At 72.0% G+C, this 12,144-nt stretch carries 11 protein-coding genes; 4 read left to right on the top strand and 7 right to left on the bottom strand.

The genetic code is table 11. The annotated features are described in order from the left end of the window. Nucleotides 1–76: 76 nt before the first annotated feature. The 4 genes from PYR72_RS40535 to PYR72_RS40520 all read right to left on the bottom strand — a co-directional run bounded on the left by PYR72_RS40535 (nucleotide 77) and on the right by PYR72_RS40520 (nucleotide 5,713). Nucleotides 77–2,098, bottom strand: a complete 2,022-nt coding sequence (locus PYR72_RS40535; RefSeq protein ID WP_275459902.1) for a beta-L-arabinofuranosidase domain-containing protein — start codon at nucleotides 2,096–2,098, stop codon at nucleotides 77–79. A 92-nt stretch (nucleotides 2,099–2,190) separates the two neighbouring features. Then, nucleotides 2,191–3,012: a carbohydrate ABC transporter permease gene (locus PYR72_RS40530; RefSeq protein WP_343245567.1), complete on the bottom strand. Its 822-nt coding sequence runs from the start codon at nucleotides 3,010–3,012 to the stop codon at nucleotides 2,191–2,193. A 56-nt stretch (nucleotides 3,013–3,068) separates the two neighbouring features. Beyond that, a complete protein-coding gene (locus PYR72_RS40525) occupies nucleotides 3,069–4,031 on the bottom strand; it encodes a sugar ABC transporter permease (protein ID WP_275459900.1) in 963 nt (320 codons plus the stop codon). Between the two features lie 368 nt (nucleotides 4,032–4,399). Then, the gene (locus PYR72_RS40520; RefSeq protein WP_275459899.1) at nucleotides 4,400–5,713 is read right to left on the bottom strand and encodes a sugar ABC transporter substrate-binding protein; all 1,314 of its coding nucleotides are present in this window, start codon (nucleotides 5,711–5,713) and stop codon (nucleotides 4,400–4,402) included. 350 nt (nucleotides 5,714–6,063) lie between these two features. Between PYR72_RS40520 and PYR72_RS40515 the strand changes: the two genes are divergently transcribed. Continuing rightward, on the top strand, nucleotides 6,064–7,092 hold the full coding sequence (locus tag PYR72_RS40515) for a LacI family DNA-binding transcriptional regulator (RefSeq protein ID WP_275459898.1): 1,029 nt from the start codon (nucleotides 6,064–6,066) through the stop codon (nucleotides 7,090–7,092). Between the two features lie 81 nt (nucleotides 7,093–7,173). Here the strand turns inward: PYR72_RS40515 and PYR72_RS40510 are convergent, their stop codons facing one another. Next, complete coding sequence (locus PYR72_RS40510) at nucleotides 7,174–7,635, bottom strand: MarR family transcriptional regulator (protein WP_275459897.1); 462 nt, start codon at nucleotides 7,633–7,635, stop codon at nucleotides 7,174–7,176. Nucleotides 7,636–7,753: 118 nt separating this feature from the next. On the opposite strand from PYR72_RS40510, the gene PYR72_RS40505 reads away from it, so the two are divergent. From PYR72_RS40505 to PYR72_RS40495, 3 genes are all read left to right on the top strand, one after another. Continuing rightward, entirely contained in the window at nucleotides 7,754–8,134 is a 381-nt protein-coding gene (locus PYR72_RS40505) for an HGxxPAAW family protein (RefSeq protein ID WP_275459896.1), read from the top strand. Nucleotides 8,135–8,519: 385 nt separating this feature from the next. Then, nucleotides 8,520–10,580 carry a discoidin domain-containing protein gene (locus tag PYR72_RS40500; RefSeq protein ID WP_275459895.1) on the top strand — a complete coding sequence of 687 codons (2,061 nt, stop codon included), beginning with the start codon at nucleotides 8,520–8,522 and terminating at the stop codon, nucleotides 10,578–10,580. A 28-nt stretch (nucleotides 10,581–10,608) separates the two neighbouring features. After that, entirely contained in the window at nucleotides 10,609–11,214 is a 606-nt protein-coding gene (locus tag PYR72_RS40495) for a TetR family transcriptional regulator C-terminal domain-containing protein (protein ID WP_275459894.1), read from the top strand. An 11-nt stretch (nucleotides 11,215–11,225) separates the two neighbouring features. On the opposite strand, the gene PYR72_RS40490 is transcribed toward PYR72_RS40495, so the two are convergent. After that, entirely contained in the window at nucleotides 11,226–11,801 is a 576-nt protein-coding gene (locus PYR72_RS40490) for an ATP/GTP-binding protein (protein WP_275459893.1), read from the bottom strand. Then, nucleotides 11,788–12,144, bottom strand: a complete 357-nt coding sequence (locus PYR72_RS40485; protein WP_275459892.1) for a DUF742 domain-containing protein — start codon at nucleotides 12,142–12,144, stop codon at nucleotides 11,788–11,790. The genes PYR72_RS40490 and PYR72_RS40485 overlap by 14 nt, the downstream gene beginning before the upstream one ends.

The raw sequence follows: 12,144 nt of genomic DNA, 5'->3' as shown, positions 1-12,144 counted from the left end.
AATGCGGGTGGCCGGTCGGGCGGGGCAGGAGTCACCCGGCGGTCAGGGAGGTGCCTCGAACGTGGTCCGCGCACCGCTACCGCCCCGCGGCGGTGCCGTCGTCCGGGGCCGCGGGGTTCTCGTCCGCGGTCGGCAGCCACACCCGCATCGTCGAGGGGCCCCGCTCGGCCCACGCGTGGTACGGCACGAGGACGATCCCGGCGGGCTCGCCGGGGCGCGGTGCGGTGGTCGGCCCGTGCGGTGCGTACGGCCAGGCCGCCTCGTCCCCGTCGGCGCCGCGGACGGCCACCTCCCCGGCGACCACGACCGTGCCGTCCCCGGCCGGCCCGTCCTCGGGGGCCGTGGACGTGTCCACCCGGATCGCGTCGACCTCGTGACCGTCCGGGAGGTCCACGGACTCGGCGCAGTAGACCAGCGGGCCGCGCTGGACGGCCACCGTGCCGCGTACGGCGTCGATGCGGGGGTCGGCGTGGATCCAGCGCGGGGCGACGGGCAGGTGGAGCCTCACCTCCTCACCGGGCCGGAAGACACGGGTGACGGCCGCCGTGCCGGGGGCGACCGGGCGGCGTACGCCGTCGGGGTCGACCAGGGACGCGGGGGCGCCCGCCGCCCAGCCGGGCACCCGCAGCGACAGGGTCCAGGGGCCGGCCGGGGAGCGGACGATCCGGACGGTCACGGTCCCGCCCGACGGGTAGCCGGTGCGGACCTCCAGGGCGACGGCCCGGCCGCCGGTGAGGGAGGTGGCGAGATCGGCGTCGGCGTACTGGTGCAGCTGCACCCCCTCGTCGTCCGCCGTCGCCAGGTAGGCGGGCAGTTGCGCCAGGGTCCGCGCCACGTTGGTCGGGCAGCACGACACCGCGAACCAGGGGGCTCGCAGCCCCGAGTCGGCGCGGGGGCTGTCGGCGTCCGCGCGCGGGGCGGCGCCCCGGTGGCGCCGGTGCAGGGTGTTGGCGTAGAAGAAGGACCGGCCGTCCTCGGACGGGGAGGTGGCGACGACGTTGAACAGGGTCCGTTCGACGAGGTCCGCGAAGCGGGGTTCGCCGGTGGCCAGCAGCAGCCGCCAGCCGAGCATCACGGAGGCGACGCCCGCGCAGGTCTCCGCGTAGGCCCGGTCCGGGGGCAGGACGAAGTCGGCGCCGAAGGACTCGTCGCGGTGGTGGGAGCCCATGCCGCCGGTGAGGTGGGTGCGGCGGGCGACCGTGGCCTCCCACTGGCGTACGACGGCGGCGAGCAGTGCGTCGTCGCCGGTCTCCACGGCCACGTCGACGGCTCCGGCGGCGAGGTAGAGGGCGCGGACGGCGTGCCCGCGCAGGACCGTGGCCCGGCGGACGGGGACGTCGTCCTGGAAGTAGGCACGGCCGAACTCCCCTTCGGCCAGGGTGCCGTGGCCGCGCCGTTCGACGAAAAGGGCGGCCTGGTCGAGGTAGCGCTGCCGGCCGGTGAGCCGGGCCAGTTCGACGAGGGCCGACTCGATCTGGGGATGGCCGCAGACGGCCTCGACGCCGCCCCGCCCGAAGGTGGCGCAGACGTGGTCGGCGGCCCGCTGGGCGATCTTCGCGAGTTCGCCCTCGCCCCGCGCACGTGCCTGGGCCACACCGGCCTGCACCAGGTGGCCCTGGCAGTACAGTTCGTGGCCCTCTTCGAGGTCGCTGTAGCGGGCGGGCTGTCCCGGGCGTCCGAACGCGGTGCTCAGATAGCCGTCCGGGTCCTGGGCGGGGGCGACGAGGTCGGTGAGGGCGGTGATCCGGGCGTCCAGCGGGCCGGACGCGGAGGGGACCGGCCCGCCCCGCAGCGCGGGGTCACCGTTCGCGGCCTCCCAGGCCATGGCTTCGAGCAGCTTGTAGATCTCGGAGTCGGCGAACTCCCGGCCGCGCCGGTCCCGTACGATCCGGCCCTCGACGGCGGCCCGGAAGTTGCCGGTCCAGCCGACACGGTCCATCCAGTCGCGGCAGTGGCCGAGCGTGACGGTCGTGTTGGTGTGGCGTCGTCGTGCCCAGAACCCGCCGGTGATCCGGACCTCGTCGAGGCCGAGCGGCCGCAGCCGGCCACGGGTCGGCGCCACCGGCAGGACGGTCGACGTGACCGCGTTCTCCCTCACCTGTTCATGCCTCCGGTTCGTCCCTTCGGTCGTCGGTGGGCCGTCCGCGCCGACGGGTCCGGGCGGATGCGCCGGCGCGTCGCGCGGGCGCGTCAGCCTTTGAGTGCGCCGGACATGAAGCCCCGGATGTAGTGCCGTTGCAGGAGCAGGAACAGCAGCAGGCAGGGCACGGCGAGGACCACCACGCCCGCCTCGGTCGCGCCGTAGTCGACGGCTCCCATGCTCTGCTGCCGCAGATTGGCCACGGCGAGCGGCAGGGGAGCCTTCTCGCTGTCGGAGATGAGGATCAGGGGGGCGATGAAGTCGTTCCAGGCCGCGAGGAAGGCGAACAGGCCCACGGTGATCAGCCCCGGCCGGACCGCCGGGAGCAGCACCCGGCGCAGCGCGCCCGCCGTACCGCAGCCGTCGACCAGCGCCGACTCCTCCAGTTCGCGCGGGACCGCCTCGAAGGAGATCCGCATCATGAAGGTGGCGAACGGCAGTTGGAACAGGGCCAGGACCAGGCTCAGCCCGACCAGCGAGTTCTGCAGGTGCAGCCGGCCGAGCAGGACGTAGAGGGGGATGAGGAGGGTGGCGTACGGGACCATGAGGACGGCCAGGGTCAGCAGGAACAGCAGGTTCTTGCCGGGGAAGTCGAAGCGGGCGAAGGCGTAGCCGCCGAGCAGGGAGACGCCGAGGGTGAGGGCGACCGTCAGCGCGGACACGACCGTGCTGTTGAGGAGGTAGCGCCCCAGGCCGGCGTCGTAGTGGAGGAGTGTGCGGTAGTTGCCGAGGCCGTACCCGGACTCCTGCGCGGTGCCGGGCTGTCCGCTGACCGAGGCCCAGGCGTTCCACAGCAGGGGGAACAGGAAGATGACGGCCAGGCCGCCGGCGACGACGTAGTGGGGCGTCCGGCCCAGGGCGCGGGTGAGCACGGTGGTGTCCCTTCTCCTCGGCGGGGTGGCGGTCGACGGGGGTACGGCGGTGGGTGTCATGGCTCGTCGGCGCGGCGCAGACCGCGGAACTGGACGGCGTTGAGCAGCAGCAGGACGGCCAGCACGATGATCGACAGGGCGGCCGCGGTGCCGAGGTCCAGCCGCTGGAACGCCTCGCGGTAGATCAACTGCACGACGGTGACGGTGCTGTTGTCGGGGCCGCCCTTGGTGAGGACGAAGAACTGGTCGAAGGCGAGCAGCGATCCGGTCACGCACAGCAGGAGGGTCAGCGCGAGCGACGGTCGCAGCAGGGGCAGGGTGATGGAGCGGAAGATCTGGGAGCGGCTCGCGCCGTCGGTCCGCGCCGCCTCGTACACCTCGTGCGGGATGCGCTGCAGGCCCACCAGCAGGATCAGCATGTAGAAGCCGGCGAACTTCCAGACGATCAGGAACACCGTCGACAGCAGGGCGGCCGTCGGGGTGCCGAGGAAGGACACCTCGTCGTCGGTGAGGCCGAGCGTGGCGAGGAGGTCGCCGAGCGGGCCGGTGGTCGGGCTGTACAGCCCCCAGAAGAGCAGGGACGCGGAGGCGAGACCGAGGGCGCTGGGCAGGAAGTAGACGGTACGGAAGAAGCCGGCGCCCGGGCGGGACTCCTGGACGAGCAGGGCGAGCAGGAGTGCCAGGCCGAGCAGGACGACGGTGACGACCCCCGTGTAGAGGAGGGTGAAGCGGACGGCGGGCCAGAACAGCGGGGCGTCGGTGATGCCCCTGAAGTTCTCCGGGGCGTTGAGGCCCCGGTCCCCGGCGAGGAGCGGCCAGTCGCTGAGCGACATCTGCCCCACGAGCAGGAGGGGCAGCAGGAAGAACACCGTGACGAACACGGCGGTGGGGGCCGCGTAGGCCAGGCCCCGCGCCCTGCGGGACCGCCACCGGGGCACGGACGCGCGCGGCGGAGGGTCCCGGTGTTCCGGCCGGTGCGGATGCGCGGTCCGCGCGGGCCCGGCCACCTTCACCTGCATGTCTCTCCTTCGCTGACGGTCTGGGGGTACGGGGGGGGCGGGAGGGGCGGGGCGCCGGGTGCCTCACCCGGTTGTCGCGCGGGCCGTGGACGACGTCCGCGCGGCGGCGGGCCTCGGGCGATCTCCCGTTCGGCGGGTCCGGGCGGGGGCCCTGGCACCGGGTCCGGCGGGGGCCCGGTGCCGGACCGGTGGAGGGTTCCGGGTCCCGGGTGCCGGCCCGGGCAGTGGTCCCGGGGGCCGGCCCGGGCAGTGGTCCCGGGGGCCGACCCGGGCAGTGGTCCCGGGTGCCGGGCCCGGCGGCCGCCTCGCGGGCGAAGACCGGGGCGCGCTGCCCGGGACCCGGAAGTCGGGCGATCCGGTCTCAGTTCTCAGTCGGCGAGCGACTCGGTGACCGCCTCGTTGTCCTCCTCCAGCGACGCCCCGTCGCCGAAGACGGCATCGCGCATCAGCGACAGCCAGGGCCCGTTGGGGTCGTTGAACGTCTGGCCGAACTTCAGGGCGTACGGGGTCCGTCCGTCGGCGACGAGTTCGTTGACGGCGACGAGCCGGGGGTCGGCGTCGGAGTACTTGTTGGAGGCGAGATCGGTGCGGGCCACCACGTCCTTGTGCGCGGCGACGATGTCGACCTGTGCCGTGTCGCCGAGGGTCCAGGCGAGGAAGTTCCACGCCTGGTCGGCCTTCCCGCTGGTCGCGGCGATGCCGATCGCGTCACCGCCGACGAAGGTGGACCGGCCGCCGTCCGGGCCGGGAATGGGGGCGACCCCGAGGTCCAGATCCTTCGGCATCAGCCCGAGCGTGGTCGACGGCATGGGCATGATCCCCACCTTGCCCTTCGGGAAGACGCCGGTCCACGTCGTGCCCGTCTCGTCCTTCGCCCCGGGTGCCACGATGCCGTCGTCCACCCAGCCCCGGTAGGTGTCGTAGACCTTCCTGGCGGTGGCGGATGCCAGGCGCGCCCCGGTGCCGTCCTCGTTCAGCACCTCCTCGCCCGCGGCCCAGATGGACGGCCACCAGGTGAAGACCCCGCAGCCTCCGCAGTTGCCGCCGAAGAAGGTGCCGTCGACGCCTCCGCCGAGGGCGTCCACCGCACGCGCCTGCTCGTCCCACTCGCCCAGCGTGGCGGGCGGATCGTCCGGGTCGAGCTTCGCCTTCCGGTAGAGGTCCTTGTTGTAGAAGAGGACCGAGAGGTCGAGGGTGTGCGGCACCACGTACTTCTTGTCCTCGTACGTGCCTGCCTCGATGTGCGACCGGGCCAGGTCGTCGGCGAAGGGCAGGGCGTCCACCCGCTCGGTGAGGTCGGCGAAGAGGCCGCTGGAGGTGTAGTTCGGGACGAAGACCACGTCGGAGGCGAACAGGTCGGGCAGGTCCCGGGAACCGGCGGCGGCCCCGACCTTGGCCTGGTAGTCGTCGGTGGGGACGACGGTCAGCTCGACCTTGTTCCGGTGGCTCGCGTTGTACGCCTCGACCAGGGCCTCGCTCTGCGGCCTGGTCGCCGCGCGCGTCCACATCGTGAGCGTGGCGCCGTCGTCCACGCCGGTGGCGTTCGCCGCGCCGCCGCCGTCGCCCCGCGCGTCGCCGTTCCCCGATCCGCAGGCCGTGGCCAGGGTCGCGGCGGTGAGCAGTGCGACGGCACCGGTGACGAAACGGCTCGTGCGGCCACGCGGCCCGACCGTGCTCCCCATGGTCGATCCCCCTTGTGTCGCGGCGGGCCGCGCGGGGCCCGCCGGTCGGGACGATGGATGTGGTGGCGCTGAACCGAGAGACGGACCGGCCGGCGGTCAGGCGGTCGCCGGCACCGGACGAGCAGCGGACGCACAACGGGAACGAAAGAAGACCGAAAAGGCTTTCTGAGACGCTAGGGCGGACCCGAATACTCGTCAATCCCCTTGCAGAAAGCGGTTCTCGGCAGCCGGCGACGGCGCCGTGCTGAAACCCGTGGCAGTCCCACGACCGAAACGTTTCCCGTACGCTTGCGGGTGGCGCGTGTCATCCTCGGCGAGGTCGGCACGCGGGGCGAGACAGGAGATCACTCATGGCACAGGCCACCGGCCCCTCTCGTACGCAGCCCGCCACCCTCGGCGACGTCGCGCGGCTGGCGGGCGTCTCGATCGCCACGGCGTCCAAGGCGCTCAACGGTCGCAGCCAGGTCCGGGCGGAGACCAGGCAGCGCGTGGTCGAGGCCGCCGAGCGGCTGTCGTTCCGGCCCAACCAGGTGGCCCGCGGCCTGCTCGCCGGACGCACCGGCACCGTGGGGCTGCTCACCAGCGACCTGGAGGGCAGGTTCGGCATACCGATCCTGATGGGTGCCGAGGACGCGTTCGGCGCGGGCGAGGTGGCGGTCTTCCTGTGCGACGCGCGCGGTGACGCGATCCGCGAACAGCACCATCTGCGCGCCCTGTTGGGCCGCCGCGTCGACGGCCTGATCGTGGTGGGCAGCCGGACGGACCCCCGCCCGTCGCTGGGCCGCGAGCTGCCCGTCCCGGTCGTCTACGCCTACGCCCCCTCCGACGACCCGGAGGACTTCTCCGTCGTCCCGGACAGCGTCGGTGCCGGCCGGATCGCCGTGGACCATCTCCTCGCCTGCGGCCGCACCCGGATCGCCCACATCACCGGCGACCCCGGTTACCTCGCCGCGCGGGACCGCGCCGACGGGGCGCGGGCCGCGCTCGCCGACGCCGGTCTCGCCCTGGTGGGCGAACCGCGGTTCGGGGACTGGTCGGAGGGGTGGGGGCGGGCCGCCACCACCCTGCTGCTGGACCGCCACCCCGACATCGACGCGGTCCTGTGCGGGAGCGACCAGATCGCCCGGGGCGTCATGGAGGTGCTGCGCGAGCGCGGCCACCGGGTGCCCGACGACATCGCCGTCATGGGATTCGACAACTGGCAGATCATGACCGCGGGTTCGCGGCCGCCGCTGACCAGCGTCGACATGAACCTCGAACAGGTCGGCCGCGTGGCCGCCCACGCCCTGTTCGCCGCGATCGCCGGCACCCCGAGCACCGGCATCGACACGCTCCCCTGCCGGGTGGTGATCAGGGGCTCGACGGCACCGCTGTCCTGAGAGCCACCACCCGGAAACCCGGCACCCCCCGTACCCGGCACCCGGCACCCGGGGAATCCCGGACTCCCCCAGAGACCCGCGTTAGCGGGACTCGTCCAGATACCCCCGGGCCAGTTCCTCCGCGCGCCCGAACCAGTCGGTGAGCAGGGCCAGTTCATCGGGCGAGTAGCGGGCGAACAGCTCGGCGAGGCGGGCGTAGAACGGGCCGTAGACCGTCACCACCCGCTCGACGACGTCCGGGACCGCGACCACCCGGACGCGGCGGCGGTCGGCGGGGTCCGGCTGCCGGGTCACGAACCCGCCGCGTTCCAGACGGTTGAGGATGCCGGTGACCGCCCCGGTGGTGACATGCGCGCGCTGCGCCAGGTCACCGGCCGTGACCGGTGCGTCCCCGGCCTCCATGACGTACGCGAAGCACACGAGGTCGGTGACGCTCAGGCCGAATCTCCGGGCGAACTCCTGCTGGCCGACGATCATCGTGGCGATCAGGCCGTCCATGGCGCTGATCGCCTCCGGGACGGTGGGGCGGCGTTCGGGCTCCATTGAAGTTGCCTCCGGGGCAAGCTATATTCCTTACTTACTAAGACATCATAGTCCGGCGCCGCGGGTGTGGCCGCGGCATGCCGTGGCACGACGCGGCGCACGTCAAGGGAGCACACACGTGAGTCTTCACGACGAGGGCCACACCGTCGCCGGCTGGACCGGCACCGCCATAGGCACCACGGGGTCCGCGCTCCTCGGTCTGGGCGTCTGCGGCTGGACCCCCGGATTCGTCCTGGGCGCCGCGGTCTCGGCGCTGGCCCTCCTGGTCACCTGGGGCCTGCACCTCGTCGGCTGGGGCAAGCCGCCAGGCCCCCGCCCCCGCGACCAGTGGAGCCTGCGGGTCCGCGACCGCTCCGCGCGCGGCGGCCACCCGGAGTGCCTCGGCTGCCGCCTGGCCGGCCGCCGGCGGACCCCCGCCCCACTCCCCGCCGTACCCGGGCCCGCCGGGAGCCCGGAGGGCGCCGCCGCCACCGTCCCGGCGGCCGACTCCCCCGCCTGATCCACGTCCGGGTTCCCGGTCGGGGCGAAGCAGGCCGCGGGCCGGCCGGGAAGGCTCCCGGCCGGCCCGGGCGCGCCGCCCGCCGCCGGCCCCTCCCCCGTGCCGACCACGGCGCGGGGGCCCGCAGGAGGGTCAGGGGCCTCTACGACGCCGGCCCAACCCCCGCGCACACCGGAGAAGTTGACGAAGTGTTCACGCTCCCTAGGGCAACGGGTGGCATCAGGTCAAGCGTCCCGGACTCTTGACTCGGATCATCGCAGTGGCGATTCTCGTCACATCGCTTGTGCCAGCCATGACAAACGGACTACGGCGTCGTGGGTGTTCACCGCGTCCCGGAACGGTCTGGCCGATCGACCGTGCATCCCCCTGACCGAGGACGTGAGTGATGACCAGGACTCCACGCGCCCATGACAGACGCAGACCCCTCATGGTGCTGGCGCTGTTCCTCACGACGATGGGCATGCTGCTCAGTCCGTCGTCCAGTGCGGCCGCGGCCGGCGACTGGTGGCTGCCCACCTCACGGCCGGCGCCCGACGCGCAGATCAACGTGACGGGCGAGCCGTTCAAGGGGACCGACTCTGCCGGTGACGTACGCGGGTTCGTCGACGCCCACAACCACCTGTTCTCCAACGAGGCGTTCGGCGGCCGGCTCATCTGCGGCAAGGTCTTCTCCACGTCCGGCATCGCCGACGCGCTGAAGGACTGTCCCGAGCACTACCCCGACGGCAGCCTCGCGATCTTCGACTACATCACCCACGGCGGCGACGGCAAGCACGACCCGGTCGGCTACCCGACGTTCAAGGACTGGCCGGCGTACGACTCGATGACGCACCAGGCCAACTACTACGCCTGGATCGAGCGCGCCTGGCGGGGCGGCCAGCGGGTGCTGGTCAACGACCTGGTGACCAACGGGATGATCTGCTCGATCTACCCGTTCAAGGACCGCAGCTGCGACGAGATGACCTCGATCCGGCTGCAGGCGAAGCTGACGTACGACCTGCAGGACTACATCGACAAGCAGTACGGCGGCGCCGGCAAGGGCTGGTTCCGGATCGTCACCGACAGCGCGCAGGCCCGTGAGGTGATCAAGCAGGGCAAGCTCGCCGTCGTCCTCGGTGTGGAGACCTCGGAGCCGTTCGGCTGCAAGCAGATCCTCGACATCGCGCAGTGCAGCAAGGCCGACATCGACAAGGGCCTCGACGAGCTGTACGGCCTGGGCGTGCGCAGCATGTTCCTGTGCCACAAGTTCGACAACGCGCTGTGCGGCGTCCGCTTCGACGAGCACGGTCTCGGTACGGCGATCAACGTCGGCCAGTTCCTGTCGACGGGCACCTTCTGGCAGACGGAGAAGTGCAAGGGCCCGCAGAAGGACAACCCGATCGGCGACGCGGCGACGAAGGCCGAGCAGGATCTGCCCGAGGGCACCGAGGTGCCGGAGTACGACGACAACGCGCAGTGCAACGTGCGCGGGCTCACCGATCTCGGCGAGTACGCCGTGCAGGGCATGATGAAGCGCAAGATGATGCTCGAGATCGACCACATGAGCGTCAAGGCCACCGGCCAGGTCCTGGACATGTTCGAGGCCGCGTCCTACCCGGGCGTCATTTCCTCGCACAGCTGGATGGACCTGAACTGGACCGAGCGGGTCTACTCCCTCGGCGGTTTCGTCGCCCAGTACATGCACGGCTCCGAGGAGTTCGGCAAGGAGGCCGCGCGCACCGACGCGCTGCGCACGAAGTACGACGTGGGCTACGGCTACGGCACGGACTTCAACGGCATCGGCGACCACCCCGCCCCGCGCGGCGCGAACACCTCCAACCCGGTGAAGTACCCCTTCAAGACCGCCGACGGCGGCTCGACCGTGGACAGGCAGACCACCGGTCAGCGCACCTTCGACTACAACACCGACGGCGCGGCCCACGTCGGCATGATCCCCGACTGGATCGAGGACATCCGGCAGACCAGCGGCCAGGGCGTCGTGGACGACCTCTTCAAGGGCGCCGAATCCTACCTCGGCACCTGGGGCTCCTCCGAGGACCACCAGGCGGGCGTCAACCTGGCCAAGGGGAAGACGGCGACGGCCAGCGCGTCCGAGTCGAACCCCGTCACCAGCTACCAGCCCGGCCGGGCCGTGGACGGCGACGGCGGCACCCGCTGGGCGAGCGACTGGAGCGACTCCCAGTGGTGGAAGGTGGACCTCGGCACCTCGCACACGATCCGGAAGGTCACCCTGGACTGGGAACGGGCCTACGGCAAGGCGTACCAGATCGACGTCTCCACCGACGGCTCGACCTGGAAGACGGTGTGGTCCACCACCTCGGGTGACGGCGGACTCGACACCGCCAAGTTCTCCGGGGTGACGGCCAGATATGTTCGGATGCTGGGGACCGACCGCGGTACGGACTGGGGTTACTCCCTCTACGAGGTCGGCGTCTACAGCAGCTGACCGCATTCCACGGGGGAAAGGGATCCACATGGCACGCCTGCCGTCGGCCGAGCGACGCAGACAGCTCACCGAGGCCGCGATCCGCGCGATGACCCGGGACGGCGTCCCCAGGACGACGACCCGGTCCATCGCGGCCGAGGCGGGCGTGTCCCTGAGCGTCTTCCACTACTGCTTCGAGTCGAAGCAGGAGCTGATCGAGTCCGTCATCACCACCATCACCGGGCACTACGTGTCCCTGGTGCGGGAGGCGATCCGGCCGAGGGAGACGCTCAGGGAGACCGTCCGGGCCGGTTTCCAGGCGTACTGGGACCATGTGTCCGCCCACCCGGGCGAGCACATGCTCACCTACGAACTGACCCAGTACGCCCTGCGGGAGCCCGGGTTCGAGCACCTGGCGCGGCGGCAGTACGAGATGTACCGCGTCACCTACGCCGATCTGATCGAGCAGTTGCGCCGGACGATGGGGTTCGAACTGACGGTGCCCGTGCCGGTGCTGGCCCGCTATCTGGCCGCCATGACGGACGGCCTCACCCTCAACTTCCTGGTCCTGGGCGACGACGCGGCCTGGGCGGACATCCTCGACACCATCACCGACCATGTGGCCGGTCTGGTCCGCGAGGAGGTCCGCCCGTAGGGCCACCGGCCTCAGCGGGCCGACGCGGCGATCAGCTGGTCCAGGAGGGCGATCAGGACGTCGCGGCAGGAGGCGCGTTCACGGGCGTCGAAGAGCAGGACGGGGGTGTTCTCCGGCAGCGCCAGGGACTCCCGGATCACGTCGGGTTCGTAGGGGTGCTCGCCGTGGAAGCCGTTGACGCCGATGACGAACGGGATCTTGCGGCGCTCGAAGAAGTCGATGGCGGCGAAGCTGGACTCGGGCCGGCGCACGTCGACCAGGACGACGGCGCCCAGGGCGCCGATCGCGAGGTCGTTCCACATGAACCAGAACCGCTGCTGTCCGGGCGTGCCGAACAGATAGAGCACGAGGTCCTGGCCGATGCTGATCCGGCCGAAGTCGAGGGCCACCGTGGTGGCGTGCTTCTCGGGAATGCCGTCGAGGTCGTCGACGTCGAGACCGGCCGTCGTGAGGGGTTCCTCGGTGCGCAGCGGGACGATCTCGCTGACCGAGCCGACCATGGTCGTCTTCCCGACGCCGAACCCTCCGGCGATGAGGATCTTCACCGTGTCGGGAGCCGAGATCCCCTGGGGGTCAGAGCCGGCCAAGACCGTCCCTCACTTTCTTCAGCAGGTCCAGGTCGGGGGTGCGGGAGATCAGGCGCGGCTGGCGCACACTGATCCGGCCCGCTTCCAGCAGGTCGCAGAGCATGATGGCGACCACGCTGACCGGCAGGTCGAGGCCCGTCGCCAGCTCCGCCACCACGATCGGTCTCGCGCACAGTCTGAGGATGCGGGCGTGCTCCGGCTGGGGCCGGGTGCCGCCGGCCGGCTGCGGGTCCACGGCCGCCACCATGGTGATGAGGGTGAAGTCGCCACGGGCGGGCCGGGTCCGGCCGCCCGTCAGGGTGAACGGGCGAACCAGCCGGCCCGCCGCATCGCCTCCGTTCAC

This window comes from Streptomyces sp. VNUA24, from assembly GCF_029167005.1.
GTDB lineage: Bacteria > Actinomycetota > Actinomycetes > Streptomycetales > Streptomycetaceae > Streptomyces > Streptomyces scabiei.
This window is presented reverse-complemented; position numbering and strand designations above follow the sequence as displayed.

Coding starts and splice junctions, on each gene's coding strand:
- PYR72_RS40525 (WP_275459900.1), bottom strand. CDS start 4,031: ATGCAGGTGAAGGTGGCCGGGCCCGCGCGGACCGCGCATCCGCACCGG.
- PYR72_RS40515 (WP_275459898.1), top strand. CDS start 6,064: ATGGCACAGGCCACCGGCCCCTCTCGTACGCAGCCCGCCACCCTCGGC.
- PYR72_RS40520 (WP_275459899.1), bottom strand. CDS start 5,713: ATGGGGAGCACGGTCGGGCCGCGTGGCCGCACGAGCCGTTTCGTCACC.
- PYR72_RS40495 (WP_275459894.1), top strand. CDS start 10,609: ATGGCACGCCTGCCGTCGGCCGAGCGACGCAGACAGCTCACCGAGGCC.
- PYR72_RS40510 (WP_275459897.1), bottom strand. CDS start 7,635: ATGGAGCCCGAACGCCGCCCCACCGTCCCGGAGGCGATCAGCGCCATG.
- PYR72_RS40500 (WP_275459895.1), top strand. CDS start 8,520: ATGACCAGGACTCCACGCGCCCATGACAGACGCAGACCCCTCATGGTG.